This is a genomic window from Exiguobacterium sp. s16 (genome assembly GCF_018618115.1).
Classification (GTDB): Bacteria; Bacillota; Bacilli; order Exiguobacteriales; family Exiguobacteriaceae; genus Exiguobacterium; species Exiguobacterium mexicanum_A.
Genome location: NZ_JACSLM010000001.1, coordinates 394,729 through 413,184 on the forward strand (window position 1 = coordinate 394,729; position 18,456 = coordinate 413,184).

Here is an 18,456-nt window from a genome sequence, read left to right on the forward strand (position 1 = left end):
GATGGTTCCCTGAGCAATCAGGGAATCTTTTTTGTTTGTTACCTTTTTGTTTCCTCTTTTCGCTAAAAACCTATGCGGCGCTTGACATTTTTATGATAAAGTAAACGTAATAAAATAGTTGAAAAATGTAGGTTGAGAGGGTTTTTGTATGTTTGAGCATGAAACGGTTTTAAAAATGGAGTCCATTGAGGGATTGAATATTAAGCCAGACGGGATTTATGTCGATTGTACGTTAGGAGGAGCCGGTCACAGCGAAGAGATTGTCAAGCGTTTGACGACAGGCCATCTGTACGCCTTTGACCAAGACGACGTCGCGCTCAAGCACGCGAGTGAGCGGTTGGCTCCATATGAGGACCGGGTTACGTTCATTAAAAGCAACTTCGTCCATTTGAAAGATGAACTGCTGGCACGTGGAATCACCCAGGTCGATGGGGTATTGTTTGACCTTGGCGTGTCTTCGCCGCAGCTCGATGAGGCCGAACGTGGCTTTAGCTACAATTACGACGCGCCGTTAGATATGCGCATGGACCGTTCGCGTGAGCTATCGGCTTACCATGTCGTCAACGAATGGCCGTTCGGGGACCTTGCCCGCATCTTCTTTACATACGGGGAAGAGAAATTCTCGAAACAGATCGCCCGCAAGATCGAGCAAGCCCGTGCCGTCAAGCCGATTGAGACGACGTTTGAACTCGTCGAGTTGATCAAAGACGCGATTCCGGCGCCGGCACGACGAAAAGGCGGACACCCTGCGAAACGAACGTTCCAGGCGATCCGCATCGCCGTCAACGATGAATTGAACGTGTTCGACCGCGCCGTCCAAGACGCGATCGATCTACTCGCCATCGGTGGACGGATTTGTGTCATCACGTTCCACTCGTTAGAAGATCGGATTTGTAAGCAAGTCTTCAAAGAGAGAAGCCAGCATCCGCCGTTACCACCAGGATTGCCGGTCATCCCGAAAGAGTTTGAACCCGAGTTGAAGTTGATTACGCGCAAGCCGATCACGGCCGGGGACGTTGAACTTGAAGACAACCGCCGGGCCCGTTCAGCCAAGCTTCGGGTCGCAGAAAAACAAAAATAGACTGTACGTAGGAGGGATACCTGATGCCAGAAGCTGCTCGCAAGGCTTTGCAGCCTCAAGTTTCGCCGAATCGCAATCCGATTCCGCAAGAACGACCAATACCAGCTCCAAAACGACGTACGTTGACTTTGTTCGAATCCATCCTGTACCCGACCATGATCTGTTCAGTTGTCTTGTTCGGTGGCATCACGGTATCGAAACATAACGAAGCGTACAACATCATGCGCGACACGGCTCTGATCACACAAGAGACGAACACGATCGCGAAAGAGAATGAAGAATTGAAGTATGAGATCGCCCAACTAAGCTCACCTGAGAGAATCTATGCGATTGCTGAAAAGCTCGGAATGCAATTCAATGAGAACAACGTCAAGGTGATTGACTGATGAATTCTCTACAACAGAGTAAAAAAAGAGTGGCGTGGGTGGCGATTGTTTGCTTCACACCACTCTTTTTATTTTTTGTCGGTTGGTTCCTTTATTTGTCCGTCTTCCAGACGTACAAAGGGGAAAACATGCTCGCCTTCGCCGAGGAAGAACGCTGGAAAGCGGTCAGTACGTTAAAAGCGGAGCGGGGCGAGATTTTTGATCGGTTCGGACAACCAATCGCCATCAACATTCCGTCGTATCGAGTCGTGGCCGTGTTGAAGCTCGGCGGCGAGCGGGTAGAGAACAAGACGCTCATGCCCGAAGCGTTTCCTGAGGCCGCGAAGCAACTTGCGACCGTGCTTCCGATGACGGAAGGTGACATCTTGAAACGGCTCGAGCAAAACAAAGACCGTGGGCAAATCGAGTTCGGCGTGCCGGGTCGTGATTTGACGGTCGAACAAAAAGAAGAGATTGAAACGTTCAAGATTCCCGGGATCACGTTCGTCGAAGAACCGAAACGCTATTATCCGAACAAAGTGTTCGCATCAAGCGTCGTCGGATACGCCCAAAAGATTGACCAGAATGGGCGGATCGAACTCGTCGGAGAACTCGGGATTGAAAAGTCACTCAATGACGTCTTGAGCGAGTCGTATGGGCTGTATCGGTTCGAGAAAGATTTGGCCGGCCGTCAACTCGTCTCGAGTGACGAGCAATTGAAGGTTGACCCGGAAGATGGGGCGGACGTCCAACTGACGATCGATCACCGCATTCAACAGCTGCTCGATACGAAGATGGAGGAACTGTATAAAGAGTACAAGCCGAAGAACGCGACGGCGATCATTATGGACCCGAAGACCGGCGAAATCATCGCCTTGTCGGATCGCCCGTCATTCGATCCGAACACGCGTGAAATCAGCTCATACAGCAACTTCTCGGTATCGTCCCGCTTCGAGCCGGGGTCGACGATGAAGATCTTCACGTTGGCCGCTGCCATCAACGAAGGTGTCTACAACCCGAACGAACTGTACAAGTCGGGTTCATATAAGTATGGCAAGACCGTATTCAATGATTACAACATTACCGGATGGGGTACGATTCCTATGGTAGAAGGCGTCTGGCACTCGTCGAACGTCGCCTTTTCGATATTGGCGAACGAACGGCTCGGACTCAGTCGCTACGAGGATTATTTCAAAGCGTTCAAGTTCGACCAACGCACGGGCGTCGATTTACCGGGCGAGGTCAACAGCCAGTTCGATTTCGAGAGCCCGCTCAACGTCTTGATCACAGCATGGGGTCAATCGACGGCCGTCACGCCAATGCAAATCTTGCAAGCGACGTCGGCGATCGCGACCGATGGGACGATGAAGCAACCTCATGTCATTAAAAAAGTCGTGAACCGTGAGACGGGCGAGACGATTCGGACGACGAATCCGAAAGTCGTCGGGCAACCGATCACGGCCGAAGCGGCGAAGCAGACGCGGGAAGCGCTTGACGGCGTCGTCAACAGTGACGTCGGGACGGGGCAATTGTACGCCCTCGACAACTACCGCGTCATCGGGAAAACCGGGACCGCGCAAATCGCGGAGAACGGGAAGTATTTGAGTGGACAATATATCCATTCGTTCGTCGGCATGGCGCCGGAGGACGACCCTGAACTCGTCATGTACATCGCCGTCGACCGTCCGAACAGTGACTCGTCGACGACGGGACCACGTATCATGGCACCGCTGTTCAAAGACGTGATGGACGTCGCGCTCCGTTACCGGAGTGTCGAGCCAGACAAACAGGCGAAGACGATCGATGCGTCGACGAAAACGACAGAGTCATTCGTCGGGCAAGGCCGTGACGAGGCGGTGAAGGCAGCCAAGGCGGCGGCATTCACACCGGTGTCACTCGGCAGTGGCGAAACGGTCATTGCGCAAAGTCCGGTCGAGGGTCAACCGTACGTCGTCGGCGAGCGCTTGCTGTTGAAGACGGATGAGTCGTTCACGATGCCGGTCTTGAAAGGTTGGTCGCTCCGTGATGTGAAACGGTTGGCGACACTTTATCAATTGAATTTAGAAATAGACGGTACCGGCTTCGTCACGTCCCAGTCGATTGGGAAAGGCAAGCCTGTCAAGACCGGGGCGACGTTAAAAGTGAAGCTCCAGTCACCGTCGAACTAACGCAAAGGGATGAAGAGGGCCTCGGCTCTCTTTTCCTTTGTCACAGGAGGAAATGGTTATGGAACAGTTGACGATACAAACACTCGCATCTTGGTTCGGCATGAAGACAGATGATACGCGTGAGGTGCGCCACGTCGCAACCGACTCGCGAGACGATAACGCCGACGGCTTGTTCGTCCCAATCATCGGGGCGCGTGTCGATGGACACGATTATATCGAGGCTGCCGTCAAACAAGGTGCGATCGTGACGTTTTGGGAGCAAGACCGGCCGTTGCCGGAAGGGATTGTCGCCATTCCGGTCGCATCGCCGCTTCAGGCGCTTCAAGAGGCGGCAGCCCGCTACTTGGCAGAGATTGATCCAAAAGTCGTCGCCATCACCGGATCGAACGGAAAGACCTCGACGAAAGACATGATCGCCGTCGTGCTCGGCGAGACGTTCAAGACACACAAGACGGCAGGCAATTTCAACTCGGATGTCGGCTTGCCGCTCACCGTGTTACGGATGCCACGCGATACGGAAGTCGCCGTCCTCGAGATGGGGATGAACGGATTCGGTCAAATTGAATTGTTGTCGAAGCTCGCTAAACCGGATATCGCTTTCGTCACGAATATCGGAGAGTCGCACGGAGAACAAGTCGGGGGGCGCGAGGGGATCGCCAAGGCGAAACTCGAGATTAAAGCCGGTCTGAAACCGGGTGGCGTCTTGATCGTCGATGCCGACGAGCCGCTCCTCAGTGAAGCTGGCGGGTACCGCGTCGGTTATGAGGCGACCGCTGACGGCAAACTCGAGGTCGTGGAGGCGACGTTCGATGCTTCGATTTTCCGTTACAACAACGAGTTATATGAATTGAAAGTGCTCGGCGCCCATCAAATCCGCAACGCCGCCTATGCGATCGCTTGCGGACTCAAGTTCGGATTGGGACACGATACGATCCAACGCGGACTCGATCGGGTCCAGTTGACATCGATGCGGATGGAGAAGCGGATGTTCGGTGATGCGCACTTGATCAATGATGCCTATAATGCCAGCCCGACTTCGATGATCGCCGCCATCGAGACGATGAAAACACTTGAAGGGTTCACGCGACGTGTCCTCGTCCTCGGTGACATGTATGAGCTTGGCGCAGATGAAGTCACGCAACACGAAAGTGTCGGCCGTGTCATCACGGCCCCGGTCACGGATTGCGTGCTCATCGGAGAGAAGGCGAAATGGATTGCGAACGGCATTACCGACCCGCGTGTGAACGTGACAACGGTGCCGACCGTCGAGGAAGCGAAAGTGCTTCTCGGCAGTTATCAACGCCCCCAGACTGTGATATTGTTAAAAGCATCGCGAGGACTGGCGCTTGAGCGCTTAGTTCAATAAAGAGAGTAGTGAGGTACGAACATGCTAATCAGTTTAATCGTCTTAATCAGTTCATTATTGACCGTATTGGTCGTCATGCCGCGGGCCATCCCGGCACTGCGTAACTTAAAGTTTGGCCAAGAAATCCGTGACGAAGGTCCAGGTTGGCATCAAAAGAAATCAGGCACTCCGACGATGGGAGGCATCGTCATCTTGCTCGCCCTCATCATCGGATTCCTCGTCTCGGTCGTCTTCGGAGAAGCCGTCGCCGGATTCGGGACGCTCTTGTTCGTGACACTCGCCTTCGGTGTGATCGGCTTCCTTGACGACTACATCAAAGTCGTCAACAAACGTAACCTCGGTTTGACATCGCTCCAGAAATTGATCGGTCAAATCGTCGTCTCCGTCCTGTTCGTCTGGTTCCTCTCACTCGGTGGGGAGCTCGACACGACGATTCAAATCCCGTTCACCTCGATCGCGTTTGAAACGGGTTGGTTCTATGTGGCCATCGTCATCTTCTGGCTTGTCGGTTTCTCGAACGCGGTCAACTTGACGGACGGTCTCGACGGTCTCGTCTCGTTCTCGGCCATCCCGACGTTCGCCTTCTTCGGCATCTATGCCCTCGGGCAAGACGAAGCCGGAATCGCTTGGTTCGCCTTCAGTGCCGTCGGCGCCTTGCTCGGTTTCCTCGTCTTCAATAAATACCCGGCAAAAATCTTCATGGGCGACACGGGGTCGCTCGCCCTCGGCGGTGCGGTCGCAGGTCTCGCCCTCATGCTCAAACTCGAGTTGTTGCTCGTCTTTGTCGGTATCATCTTTGTCATCGAGACGCTCAGCGTCATCTTGCAAGTGCTCTCGTTCAAGACGACGGGCAAACGAATCTTTAAGATGAGCCCGATTCATCACCATTTCGAAATGGTCGGTTGGTCAGAATGGCGCATCGTCTTGACGTTCGGTGGAATTAGTTTGATCACGGCAGTCTTGTCGTTACTACTCATGTAATGGATGGTGGAAGACATGCAACAACAGTGGAACGATAAACGAGTCCTCGTACTCGGCGCGGCACGGAGCGGCATCGCCGCTGCCGCTTACTTAAGAAATGTCGGCGCGAACGTGACCATCAATACCGGGAGCGAACCGTCAACGGAAGAACGGATGAAAATCGAAGCGCTCGGCATCAACGGCGTCTTCGGTTCCCATCCGCTCGAATTGCTCGACACGACGGACATGATCGTCAAAAATCCGGGTATCCCGTATCACATCCCGCTCCTCCAAGCAGCGCTTGAGCGGAACATCCCGATCTATACAGAAGTGGAGCTCGCCTACTTGGCGACCGATGCCACGTTTGTCGCCATCACCGGTTCGAACGGGAAGACGACGACGACGACGCTCGTCCACGAATTGCTCAAAGGGGGAAGTCGTCCGGTGCATGTGGCAGGGAATATCGGTTTCCCGGCCATCGAAGTGGCATCGAAAGCGAAGCAGGGTGACGTCATCGTCATCGAGCTGTCGAGCTTCCAACTGATGGGCGTCGAACAGTTCCATCCGCAAGCGGCGGCACTGTTGAACTTGTCACCGGCGCATTTGGATTACCACGGCGACTTTGACTCGTATGCCGATGCCAAAGGAAACTTGTTCCGGAACATGACGGCCGCAGACCGTGTCGTCGTCAAAGGCAGCGACACGGAAGTGATGAAACGTGTCCCGTCCGGTCTTCCCGCCTCAACGTTCGGTTACGACAGTGGAGACGCACACGTAGTGGACGGCTGGATCACGCTTCATGGAGAACCGGTCATCCGCGTCGAGGACCTTGCCCTTGGTGGGGCCCATAACGTCGAGAACGTGTTGGCAGCCTTGTTGCTCGTCGAACCGTTCGACATTCCGCGAGCACACATCGAACGCGTCCTTCAGACGTTCGGCGGAGTGGCCCACCGTACAGAGAGCCTCGGGCGAGTGCTCGGCCGCCGGGTGTATAACGACTCGAAAGCGACGAACAACGTGGCCGCCGAAGCCGCATTGAACGGTTTCGAGGCCCCGATTGTCTGGGTGTGCGGAGGACTCGAACGTGGCGCCGACCTCACTTCTCTCGTTCCGGCGCTCGGCCGGGTCAAAGCGATTGTCGCTTACGGCGAGACGGCGGAGCGGTTCAAGTCGTTAGGTGAGGCCGAGCAGATTCCGTCGTTCGCGGTCGCTACGCTCGAGGCGGCGGTCCCGCTCGCGTTCGAACAGTCGGCGACTGATGACGTGATCTTATTATCGCCGGCTTGTGCAAGTTGGGATCAATATAAGACGTTCGAAGAGCGCGGCGAACATTTCGTCCGACTCGTGAATGCATATGAGGAGGCCAATCGATGAAAGTTATGATTTCTGGTGGAGGGACGGGTGGACATATCTACCCGGCACTCGCTCTTCTCGACACACTCAAAGCGAGGCACCCGAAGCTCGAGGTGCTTTATGTCGGGACTGAGAACGGTCTCGAGGCTGACCTCGTTCCACGGGCGGGCGTCCCGTTCAAATCGATCCGGATTGCCGGACTAAAACGTTCTCTATCGCTAGACAACATCAAGACGGCGTATTGGTTCATTCAATCCGTCCTCACGTTACGTAAAGAGATGAAGACGTTTCGTCCGGATGTCGTCATCGGAACGGGCGGCTTCGTCTCAGGACCGGTCGTCTTTACGGCACAGCAGCTCGGAATTCCGACCATCTTGCATGAACAGAACAGCATCCCGGGCTTGACGAACAAGTTCCTCTCGAAGAAAGCCGACCGCGTCGCCTTGTCGTTCGCCGGTTCTGAGTCGCAGTTTCCCGGAGCGAACGTTCGCGTCATCGGAAACCCGCGTGGGAGCGAAGTGTTGAAGACGACCGTAGATGAGGCGGCCGTCCGTGCCGAGTACGGGATCGATGAGCGGCCGATCGTCTTGATTTACGGCGGAAGCCGCGGGGCAGAAGCGATCAATCGCGCTGTCATCGAAGCTATTCCCGAGCTCGCGGCTGAACCGGTGAACGTGCTCTACGTGACCGGGAACGTGCACTACGACAACGTCGTGGCCACCGCGCCAACAGCTGAAAACGTCCATGTCTTGCCATACGTCTACGATATGCCTGAGCTTCTCGCTTGCGCGAGCCTCGTCGTGTCACGGGCCGGCGCGTCGACGATCTCGGAGTTGACCGCGCTCGGTCTACCGAGCATCTTGATTCCGAGCCCGTATGTGACGGCCGATCATCAGACGAAAAATGCGTCAGCCCTCGTTGAGAGCGGCGCGGCCGAATTGATCAAAGAAGGAGACTTGACGGGCGAGACACTCGTCAAGTCGATCCGTCACGTATTGGCACATCATACTGAGATGGCAGAAGCATCGAAACGGCTAGGATTCCCGCAAGCTGCGGAATCACTCGCCGACCTCGTCGAAGAAGTCCGCCGATAAAGGAGAATAGACATGGAGACACGTCAGAACACCGTTCGTAGTTTAGAAGACCGTATCCCGTATATGAAAGATCAGCGTCGTAAAAAAGCGAACCGACGCTTGTCGACCATCTTGATCTTATTCGCGGTGCTGATCGCACTCGTCGTATATATGCAGACGTCGGTCTCTGACGTGAAGGCGGTGAACGTGAACGGTCTGTCCTGGCTGACAGAAGAGTACGTGCTCGCCGGGACGGACATCGATACGTCCACAAAAATCGTTCAAGTGTCACCGAAGGAGATTGAACGAGAACTCCGCGCCGTGCCTGGCGTGAAAGATGTCGACGTCGACCGCTCATGGTATAACATCGTGACAATCGATGTCGAAGAAGAAAAGATGATCGCGTACTCGCGGACGGATCAAGAAGAAGTCGCGGTACTTGCCGATGGCTCGCTTCATCCGACTGGCGGCATCACCGACCCTGAGAAGTTAAAGGACGGTCCACTCTTGCGTGAATTCACGGACAAAACGGAACTCGAGAAAATCGCGACTGAGCTTGAACAAGTTGATGACGCGATGCGGGCCCGGATGTCGGAAATCGTGTTCTCGAAACAAGACGGGGAATCGACCCGATATGAGATTTATATGAACGACGGCAACACGATTCAAACGCCGACGTTCAAGCTCAGTCAAACCGTGTCCAAATACGGTGAAATCTATGAAAACATTCCAAAAGGACAACGAGGAACTGTCGTCATGGATGGCGGATATTATTTCGTCCCGTATGAAAAACCGAAAGAATAATCTGATATTTTACAGTCCTTAGACACATAAGGGCTGTTTTTTTATCGATTGTAATCGAATTGACACCCCAAAACCGCTTAATTTGTAGGATTCTACCTTTTCTCACTATCTTATTTGTTGTAAACTTAGACGTGAGATATCTTGCCGGACCTAACAATATTTTTGGATATCTGTAACAATGTAACGGAATTCAAGTATAGAAATTAAAGCGCGGAGGTGTTTCCCTTTTGGAAGCGAATGGTTATGTGGCCGCATTGGATATAGGAACGTCAGAAATTAAGCTCGTCGTGGGTGAATTACTCGGGGGAACGCTTAACATTTTGGCGGAGGGGTGTGCCCCGTCTGCAGGAGTAAAACGTGGCGCCGTCGTCGACATCGATAAGACGGTTCAAGCCATCAAACAAGCCGTCGAACATGCCGAAGCGGCACTCGGTGATCAAATTCGGTCGGTATATGTTGCCATCGAAGGGGAACATATCCAAATCGCCCCATGTCACGGAATCGCGTCGGTCAAACGAGAAGACCAAGAAATCACGGATACAGATGTCATCGAAGTCATCAACTCGGCGCAAGTCATGCGCTTGCCGGACGAGATGAGCGTCATCGATGTGATCCCGTCGTCATTCACGGTCGATCAACAGACAGGTGTCGTCGATCCTCGGGGAATGCTCGGCTATCGTTTAGAGATGCACGGGAAGATGGTAACTGGTTCGAAGACGATTTTACATAGCATTCGTCGCTCCATCGAACGAGCGGGTCTGAAACTCGAAGGATTCGTCCTCGGCAACTTGGCACTCGGTATGAGCGCGGCATCTGTCGACGAAATCGATCTTGGTATCGGATTGATCGATATCGGACATGAAAAGACAACCGTCTCTGTCTTCTATCGGGGCGACCTTGTCTACTCATATATCCTTCCTGTCGGAGGCGATCATATGACACGCGACTTGGTTTACAAGCTCAACTGTAAATACCAGGACGCCAAAGTGGCGAAAGAAGAATACGGACTCGCCCTTGAAGAAATGGCCGACGCATCCGAGGGCTTCTCGTTCACGAACATTAACGGAGAAGTCACGTTCGAACCGCAAGCAGAAATTAGTTATGTTTTAGAGGCAAGAATAGAGGAAATGTTTACGCTTGTGTTGAATAGAGTGCAAAAGGTAGGCGTCCCGACGCTCAGTGGAGGATATCTCCTCTGCGGTGGGGCCGCTGCTTTACCTGGCATCCAAGAATTGGCGACTCGTGTTATGGGTCAAACGACGAGACTGTATCAGCCTTCGTCGATTGGCGTCAGACACCCGAAATACGCGACCGCGGTCGGCGTCCTCAAGTACGTGCTTATGAGCGATCATCACGTCTCGAAGTCACGACTTGAAAAGCCGGAAGAGCGCGTGACCGTCACGAAACCGGACGGCACGATGCCAAACGACCACGACCACGACCACGACGTGGATGTGGAGCGGGACGATCGCGAAACGAAAAATGGATTCGGCCGCTTAATGGAAAAACTATTTGGCGTGTAAACTTGACGTTGTGTTAACAATTGGAAATTACGTAGGGGGATACCTGAAATGATGTACTTTGATGAGGCGATTGACGCCGTAGCAAAAATTAAAGTAATTGGAGTCGGTGGTGGCGGTTCAAACGCCGTCAACCGCATGATCGAGCACGGAGTGCAAGGTGTCGAGTTCATCGCCGTCAACACAGACGCGCAAGCACTCAACATGTCAAAAGCAGACGTGAAGCTTCAACTTGGCGCGAAATTGACGCGTGGCCTCGGTGCCGGCGCAAATCCTGATATCGGGAAAAAAGCGGCAGAAGAGAGCCGTGAACAGTTGATTGAAGCGCTTGATGGCGCCGACATGGTCTTCGTCACAGCAGGTATGGGCGGAGGAACCGGGACTGGGGCTGCACCTGTCATCGCTGAGATTTCGAAAGAAATCGGAGCGCTCACGGTCGGTGTCGTCACGAAACCGTTCATGTTCGAAGGACGCAAACGGATGCAACACGCCCAACACGGGATTCAAGCGTTCAAAGAAAAAGTCGATACACTCATCGTTATTCCGAACGATAAGTTGCTTGAAATCGTCGAGCGCAATACGCCGATGATTGAAGCGTTCCGTGAAGCGGATAATGTCCTTCGTCAAGGTGTCCAAGGGATCACAGACTTGATTGCCATCCCTGGACTCATCAACCTCGACTTCGCTGACGTGAAGACGATCATGACAGAAAAAGGCTCAGCCCTCATGGGTGTCGGTGTCGCGACAGGCGAGAACCGTGCCGTCGAGGCAGCGAAGAAAGCCATCTCATCTCCACTTCTCGAGTCTTCAATCGAAGGCGCGAAAGGTGTCTTGATGAACATCACAGGCGGACTTAGCCTCAGCTTGTTCGAAGTCACGGAAGCTGCTCAAATCGTACAAAGTGCCGCTGATGAAGAAGTGAACTTGATTTTCGGTTCGGTCATCAACGAAAACTTGAACGACGAGATCATCGTAACCGTGATCGCAACTGAATTCGCAGAAGAAGCGCAAGGGACGAACCCGTTCCTCCAGCAACCGAAGAAAAAACCGGAAGCTGAAGTGAACCGTGAGGCTCAACCGAAAACGCAAGAAGCTGCGCCACAAGATGAAGGGAACTTCCATAGACCGGTCTATGGCGGGGACGTCCCAGACGAGACGATCAACATCCCAGCGTTCGTAAGACAACGCCGTAACTAAACAACAGGGGGGTGCCGGTTCTCGGCATCCCCTTTTTCTAAAAAAGGAGAATCATATGCGACTGTTACATACATGGGAAACCGAGACTTATCGCTTCCGCGCTTATGTGACGACCCGGACCGATGGGCATAACGAAGGCAACGTCGGACTCCACGTCGGAGATGACCCGGATCGAGTCGTCGCCAATCGGAAGCAATTTTTCGAAGCGGCCGGTCTCGACCTCGCTGATTCGGTATGGGCCGACCAAGTGCATCAAACAAACGTCGAAGTCGTCGGAGACGCTGACCGCGGCAGAGGAGCGTACCGTTACGATGAGACGATTCCGGCGACGGACGGTCTCGTCACGACGGTTGACTCGTTACCGCTCGCCCTCGTGTTCGCTGATTGTGTCCCCCTGTTCTTTTGCGCCAAAGACCATGGCGTCATTGGTGTCGCACACGCAGGCTGGAAAGGGACGGTCGGTAACATCGTGGCCTCGATGACCGATGCATTTGCAACATTGGGCGTACCGGAACAAGATATTGATATGTTTGTCGGACCAGCCATCACGACCGACCATTACGAGGTCGACCGCCGTGTCCTTGATGCGGTCGAAGCTGTCTCGCCGGCAGCTTATGAAGCATCAGTCTCGGACGAACAGGCAGGCCATGCCCATCTATCCCTGCAACGAGTGAACGAGACGCTCGCCGCTGAACGAAATATCGAGGTGACCCAATCGAACTTGTCGACCGTAGCCGATCGAAGCTTTTTCTCGTATCGGAACGGAGATGCCAAACGTCGATTTGCGGCTGTCCTCGTCAAGGAGAAGAAATCGTGAGTATAGCGAATAATGTGAATCAAGTCAGACAGACGATCGACGCGCATCGGACCGATCAAGCGGTGACGCTCATCGCGGTCACGAAATCGGTCGGTCCCGACGTGGCGAACGCCCTCTATGCGGAAGGCATCCGTGACTTCGGCGAAAATCGTCCCGAAGGATTGCTTGAAAAAGTCGAGCAGTTGCCGCCTGATGCCAAGTTTCATTTCATCGGCAGTCTGCAGACACGTAAAGTGAGACAAATTATTGACCATGTGGCAGCAATCCATTCGCTCGACCGCCTCTCGCTCGCCGAAGAAATCAATAAGCGCGCCCAAGGCGTGATCGATTGTTTCGTGCAAGTGAACATATCGGGCGAAGCATCAAAACATGGTCTCGAAAAAGAGGAAGTCATCCCGTTCATCGAGAACTGTAAACAGTATCCTCACGTGCGGATCATCGGATTGATGACGATGGCACCGTTCACAGAGGACGAGACGGTGATTCGGGAGACGTTCCGAAACTTGAGACAATTGCGCGATGACGTCGCAGGTCTTGCCTATCCGCATGCACCGTGTACCGAACTGTCAATGGGGATGTCGAACGACTACACGTTGGCGATCGAAGAAGGCGCATCGTTTGTTCGTATTGGAACCGTACTTGTGCAATAATATATTTTAAGGAGGAATCCGTTATGTCAATCAAAAACAAAATGAAGGACTTCTTTGGACTCGAGGAAGATCCGAACAACCAGTTCGAAGGAGACGAGTATGCTGTCGCCGAAACGAAGACACAACCGATGACGGAGGCAATCGTCAAAACTGAGGACCGTCCGAAAACATCGAACAATATCGTCGCGTTGAACACGAAGAAGAAAGAACGTTCAAAAGTCGTCTTGGCCGAACCGCGTGTATTCGCCGAAGCCCAAGACATCAGCGACCAATTGAAAGAAAACCGGGCCGTCATCGTCAACCTCCAACGGATGTCGAAAGAGCAGTCTCGTCAAGTCGTCAACTTCTTGTCAGGTGTCGTCTATGCGTTAGAAGGGACGATGACGTCGATTGGACATAACACGATTCTATGTACTCCAAACAACATCGAGTTGACGGGATCGATCTCGAATTTGATTTCGGAGGACGAACTCAACAGTAAAGGGTGGTAACTGAATGGAAAATGCTATACCTGCGTTAGGCAACACGATCGTTACATTACTTGGGTATTATAGTTGGGTCTTGATTGCCTATATTTTATTATCGTGGTTCCCAAATGCGCGCGAATCTAAATTTGGTCAAATTTTATCGTATCTATGCGAGCCGTTTTTAAACCCGTTTCGTCGAATCATCCCACCAATCGGCGGGATGCTCGATATCTCCCCAATCGTCGCTTTATTTGTGCTACGGATGGCACAATTTGGAGTGCGAGCGATTTTCGGTATTTAAATGAGCGTCTTCGATCATTATCGTCCGAATGAGCGCCCGTTTGTCGAGCAAGTGCTCGATTGGGTTCAACAAGTCGAGGACAACTATGTGTTTAAAGTGACGGACTTTTTAGATCCACGCGAGCAACAAATCGTCCGGCAACTCGTCGGGAAGCAGCTCGCGATTTATGAGGACGGCGGATTTGAAGGCGCGGAACGGCGTCGACTCATCCTCGCTCCGGACTATTACGAGCTCGACCCGAACGATTTTGATATCGCGATTCGTCAAATCGACTATCCAACCAAATTTGTCGAATTGACGCATCGTCAAGTGACGGGTACGCTCTTGAACGCTGGTTTGAAGCGTCAAAAATTCGGAGATGTCGTCCTTGACGACGGCGTCGCCCAATTCGCGACGACGCGTGAGGCGGTCGGGTTCATCGAGATGAACGTCGACCGGGTCGGCAAGGCCCGGATTCGCATCTCAGAGGTACCGCCCGAGTCCGTGCTCGTCGTGCCCGAAGTCAAATGGAGCGACGAGTTCGGAATCGTCTCATCGCTCCGGTTTGACACGGTCGTCAGCGAAGTGCTCGGATTATCAAGGCAAAAAGCGCAGGCGCTCGTCAAACATGGAGACTGCAAAGTGAATCATAAACCGATTGACGATGCGAGCTTCATCCTTGAACCAGACGATTTGGTCTCGATCCGAGGGTATGGCCGTGTCAAATTGACGGCGATTCTCGGCTCGACGAAACGTGAGAAAATAAAAATCCAGTATGGCATCATACGTTGAACTTAGGAGGAAAGTCGAATGGCGTTGACACCGATTGATATTCATAATAAAGAGTTCTCGACTCGTTTTCGCGGGTACGATATCGATGAGGTCAATGAATTTCTAGATCAAATCATCAAAGAGTTTGAGCTATTGATTCGTGAGAATAGAAGGTACGAAGAACTCGTCAACGATATGCAAGCCCGTATCGACTACTTCTCCTCGATGGAAGACACGTTGAACAAATCGATTATCGTCGCCCAAGAGGCAGCTGAAGAAGTGAAGACGAACGCGGCGAAAGAAGCGAGTCTCATTTTGAAGCAGGCTGAACGCGAGGCGCTCGCCCGTGAGGAAGAAGCGTCACGTAAAGAACAGCTCGCTGAGCGCGAAGTCATTCAAATGCTCAAAAAAGTCGAGTTGTACCGGACCCGCTTCCGCGTCCTCGTCGATGCTCAGATGGAGCTGTTGAACAGCACGGAATGGGACACGATTGTCGGGGAGCCGCCGGTCCAGACGGTTCTTGACGATACGACCGAACTTGCGTATAATGACGACGAAGTCATACCAACCAAACATCACGGATAATACACAATACGTCGATTAGGACACGTCGATAAAGTCATACCTACGAAGCGACTTAGGGAAGGTGCAAGCCTAAGAGAAAGACTTTATCGGTATCCCCTATGAGTGTCGGGCTGAAGTTAGTAAGCGCGACCGCCTGACCTCGTTATCGGTTACCAAGAGCGGTCTCGGGGCTTTTCCTGAGATTAGTAGGGTGGTACCGCGAGTCGACTAACTCGTCCCTATTAGGGGCGGGTTTTTTTGTTGTCAAAAAAAGATGCAGGAGGAGTTTCAATGAACTACAAAGACACACTATTGATGCCTGAGACAGAATTCGCGATGCGCGGAAACTTGCCGAAACGCGAGCCAGCGATGCACGAGGCTTGGGAACAGATGGACCTATATAACCGCGTCCAAGAAAAAAATGCCGGAAAGCCACAATACATCCTGCACGACGGACCTCCGTATGCGAACGGCGACATCCATATGGGCCATGCGCTCAACAAAGTATTGAAAGACATCATCGTCCGTTTCAAATCATTGAACGGCTACCAGTCGCCGATGATCCCGGGCTGGGACACACACGGTCTCCCGATCGAGAACGCGCTTCAAAAAGCAGGCGTCAATCGTAAAGAGATGACCGTCGCCGAATTCCGCGAGAAGTGTGCGGCGTACGCGATGGAACAAGTGAACTCGCAACGCGAGCAGTTCAAGCGTCTCGGACTGATGGCTGATTTTGACAACCCGTATATCACGCTATTGCCGGAATATGAGGCGGCTCAAATCCGCTTGTTCGGGACGATGGCCGAGAAGGGTTACATCTATAAAGGGAAGAAACCGGTCTACTGGTCACCGTCTTCTGAATCGGCCCTCGCCGAGGCAGAAATCGAATACTATGACAAGAAGTCACCGGCGATCTACGTGGCGTTCCAAGTCGTCGACGGCAAAGACGTGTTAGCGACAACGGACCACTTCGTCATCTGGACGACGACACCATGGACGATCCCGGCCAACCTTGGGGTCGCGGTCAGCGACGAGTTGACGTACACGCGCATCGAGCACGACGGCAAAGGGTACATCGTTGCCGAAGCGCTCGTCGAAGACGTGACGACGGCACTCGGCTGGACGGATTACACGGTGAGCGGTTCTTGGAACGGGCGCGAGTTCGAACACATGACGGCTCAGCATCCGCTTTATGACCGGACATCGCTCGTCATGATCGGCGATCACGTCACGGCTGACGCGACAGGTCTCGTCCATACAGCACCAGGTCACGGGGAAGACGATTACCGTGTCGGACAAGCTTACGGACTCGACGTCCTCTGCCCGGTCGACGACCGTGGTTATATGACAGAGGAGGCGCCAGGTTTCGAAGGTTTGTTCTATGAAGACGCGAACAAACAAATCGGCATGAAGCTTGAAGAGAACGGCTACCTCCTCAACTTGAAATTCATCAAGCACTCGTACCCGCACGACTGGCGTACGAAAAAACCGGTCATCTTCCGCGCCACACCGCAATGGTTCGCGTCAATCAAAGATTTCCGTGCCGACATGCTTCGTGAAATCGAAGAAGTGAACTGGGTACCGGAGTGGGGCATGACGCGCCTTTACAACATGGTCCGTGACCGTGGGGACTGGGTCATCAGCCGTCAACGGGCATGGGGCGTCCCGATTCCGATCTTCTACGCCGAGGACGGCACGGAGATCATCACGAACGAGACAATCGACCACATCGCCAACTTGTTCCATGAGCACGGCTCGAACGTCTGGTATGAGCGTGAAGCGAAAGACTTGTTGCCAGAAGGCTTCACACACCCGAACAGCCCGAACGGCGAGTTCCGGAAAGAACTCGACATCATGGACGTCTGGTTTGACTCAGGTTCGTCTCATGCGGGCGTACTCGAACAGCGCGATAACTTGCGCCGTCCGGCCGACTTGTACCTTGAAGGCTCGGACCAATACCGCGGCTGGTTCAACTCGTCACTCTCGACGGCAGTCGCGACGACGGGTAAAGCGCCGTATCGCAACGTGCTCAGCCACGGCTTCGTCCTCGACGGCGACGGCCGCAAGATGTCGAAGTCACTCGGCAACACGATCGCACCGAACGATCTCGTCAAACAATACGGAGCGGAAATCGTCCGTCTTTGGGTATCGTCGGTCGACTATCAGTCGGATGTCCGCGCATCGCACGACAACTTCAAACAAGTGTCGGAAGTCTACCGGAAGATCCGCAACACGTTGCGCTTCTTGCTCGGTAACTTGAACGGGTTCGACCCATCGATGCGTGTCGCCTTCGAAGACATGCCGGAAGCGGACTGCTTCATGGCGACAAAACTCAAGCAACTTCAGACGAAAGTCGTCAAAGCGTACGACACGTTCGATTTCATGGCTGTCTATCACTTGAGCCATAACTTCTGTGTCAACGAATTGTCGTCGTTCTATCTCGACTTCACGAAAGATATTCTGTATATCGAACGTGAAGACGACGCACGTCGTCGTGCCGTTCAAACGGTCATGTATGACACGGTCGTCACGCTCACGAAATTGCTCGCACCAATCCTCCCGCACACAGCGGACGAAGTGTGGCAAGAAGTGCCGGCGAAGACAGCTGATAGCGTCTTCTTGACAGACCTTGAGGCAGTGGCACCGCTCACAGAAGATGAGACGGCATTGCTTGCTAAATGGTCGAAGTTCCTCACGTTCCGTGACGACGTCTTGAAAGCAATCGAGATCGCCCGTGGCGAGAAGTTGATCGGTAAACCGCTCGAAGCGAAACTACAAGTCGCGCCAAAAGGTGAGACGAAACAATTGCTCGAGACGATCGATAACGTTCGTCAGTTGCTTCAAGTGTCGCAACTCGATTACGTCGAATCGGCCGATGTCGATTATGCGACGGCCGAAATCAGCGTCATGAAGGCTGACGGTGCCGCTTGTGCCCGTTGCTGGACATACTCGACCGAGCTCGGTCAAAATGCTGAACATCCAGAGCTTTGCCCGCGTTGTACTGAAGTCATCGCATAAGC

At 53.2% G+C, this 18,456-nt stretch carries 17 protein-coding genes; all 17 read left to right on the forward strand.

The window, feature by feature from the left end; translation table 11 throughout:
* The first annotated feature begins 148 nt into the window (after positions 1-148).
* The 17 genes from rsmH to ileS all read left to right on the forward strand — a co-directional run bounded on the left by rsmH (position 149) and on the right by ileS (position 18,454).
* Positions 149-1,081, forward strand: a complete 933-nt coding sequence (rsmH, locus tag KNP86_RS02075; protein ID WP_034777067.1) for a 16S rRNA (cytosine(1402)-N(4))-methyltransferase RsmH — start codon at positions 149-151, stop codon at positions 1,079-1,081.
* Positions 1,082-1,104: 23 nt separating this feature from the next.
* Positions 1,105-1,467 carry a cell division protein FtsL gene (gene ftsL / locus KNP86_RS02080; RefSeq protein WP_251126243.1) on the forward strand — a complete coding sequence of 121 codons (363 nt, stop codon included), beginning with the start codon at positions 1,105-1,107 and terminating at the stop codon, positions 1,465-1,467.
* Between the two features lie 38 nt (positions 1,468-1,505).
* Positions 1,506-3,614, forward strand: coding sequence for a penicillin-binding transpeptidase domain-containing protein (locus tag KNP86_RS02085; protein ID WP_353048144.1), 2,109 nt, complete (start codon positions 1,506-1,508; stop codon positions 3,612-3,614).
* A 58-nt stretch (positions 3,615-3,672) separates the two neighbouring features.
* Positions 3,673-4,980, forward strand: a complete 1,308-nt coding sequence (locus KNP86_RS02090) for a UDP-N-acetylmuramoyl-tripeptide--D-alanyl-D-alanine ligase (protein ID WP_251126244.1) — start codon at positions 3,673-3,675, stop codon at positions 4,978-4,980.
* A 21-nt stretch (positions 4,981-5,001) separates the two neighbouring features.
* Entirely contained in the window at positions 5,002-5,961 is a 960-nt protein-coding gene (gene mraY / locus KNP86_RS02095; protein WP_034777072.1) for a phospho-N-acetylmuramoyl-pentapeptide-transferase, read from the forward strand.
* Between the two features lie 15 nt (positions 5,962-5,976).
* Entirely contained in the window at positions 5,977-7,314 is a 1,338-nt protein-coding gene (gene murD, locus KNP86_RS02100; RefSeq protein ID WP_251128222.1) for a UDP-N-acetylmuramoyl-L-alanine--D-glutamate ligase, read from the forward strand.
* Positions 7,311-8,387 carry an undecaprenyldiphospho-muramoylpentapeptide beta-N-acetylglucosaminyltransferase gene (gene murG, locus KNP86_RS02105; protein WP_214752658.1) on the forward strand — a complete coding sequence of 359 codons (1,077 nt, stop codon included), beginning with the start codon at positions 7,311-7,313 and terminating at the stop codon, positions 8,385-8,387. The genes murD and murG overlap by 4 nt, the downstream gene beginning before the upstream one ends.
* 12 nt (positions 8,388-8,399) lie before the next feature.
* Positions 8,400-9,170: a cell division protein FtsQ/DivIB gene (locus KNP86_RS02110; protein WP_214752659.1), complete on the forward strand. Its 771-nt coding sequence runs from the start codon at positions 8,400-8,402 to the stop codon at positions 9,168-9,170.
* 227 nt (positions 9,171-9,397) lie between these two features.
* On the forward strand, positions 9,398-10,693 hold the full coding sequence (gene ftsA, locus KNP86_RS02115) for a cell division protein FtsA (protein WP_214752661.1): 1,296 nt from the start codon (positions 9,398-9,400) through the stop codon (positions 10,691-10,693).
* A 48-nt stretch (positions 10,694-10,741) separates the two neighbouring features.
* Positions 10,742-11,887 (forward strand): cell division protein FtsZ, encoded by a 1,146-nt coding sequence (ftsZ, locus tag KNP86_RS02120; protein WP_034777081.1) that lies wholly within the window; start codon positions 10,742-10,744, stop codon positions 11,885-11,887.
* A 55-nt stretch (positions 11,888-11,942) separates the two neighbouring features.
* Positions 11,943-12,704: a peptidoglycan editing factor PgeF gene (gene pgeF, locus KNP86_RS02125; protein ID WP_214752663.1), complete on the forward strand. Its 762-nt coding sequence runs from the start codon at positions 11,943-11,945 to the stop codon at positions 12,702-12,704.
* Entirely contained in the window at positions 12,701-13,354 is a 654-nt protein-coding gene (locus tag KNP86_RS02130; protein WP_034777085.1) for a YggS family pyridoxal phosphate-dependent enzyme, read from the forward strand. The genes pgeF and KNP86_RS02130 overlap by 4 nt, the downstream gene beginning before the upstream one ends.
* 23 nt (positions 13,355-13,377) lie before the next feature.
* Positions 13,378-13,845, forward strand: a complete 468-nt coding sequence (locus KNP86_RS02135) for a cell division protein SepF (RefSeq protein WP_029595732.1) — start codon at positions 13,378-13,380, stop codon at positions 13,843-13,845.
* A 4-nt stretch (positions 13,846-13,849) separates the two neighbouring features.
* Positions 13,850-14,122 carry a YggT family protein gene (locus KNP86_RS02140; protein ID WP_021067051.1) on the forward strand — a complete coding sequence of 91 codons (273 nt, stop codon included), beginning with the start codon at positions 13,850-13,852 and terminating at the stop codon, positions 14,120-14,122.
* Positions 14,123-14,893 (forward strand): YlmH family RNA-binding protein, encoded by a 771-nt coding sequence (locus tag KNP86_RS02145; protein ID WP_034777088.1) that lies wholly within the window; start codon positions 14,123-14,125, stop codon positions 14,891-14,893.
* An 18-nt stretch (positions 14,894-14,911) separates the two neighbouring features.
* Positions 14,912-15,457, forward strand: a complete 546-nt coding sequence (locus KNP86_RS02150) for a DivIVA domain-containing protein (RefSeq protein ID WP_021067053.1) — start codon at positions 14,912-14,914, stop codon at positions 15,455-15,457.
* Between the two features lie 270 nt (positions 15,458-15,727).
* Positions 15,728-18,454, forward strand: a complete 2,727-nt coding sequence (gene ileS, locus KNP86_RS02155; protein WP_214752665.1) for an isoleucine--tRNA ligase — start codon at positions 15,728-15,730, stop codon at positions 18,452-18,454.
* Positions 18,455-18,456 lie beyond the last annotated feature (2 nt).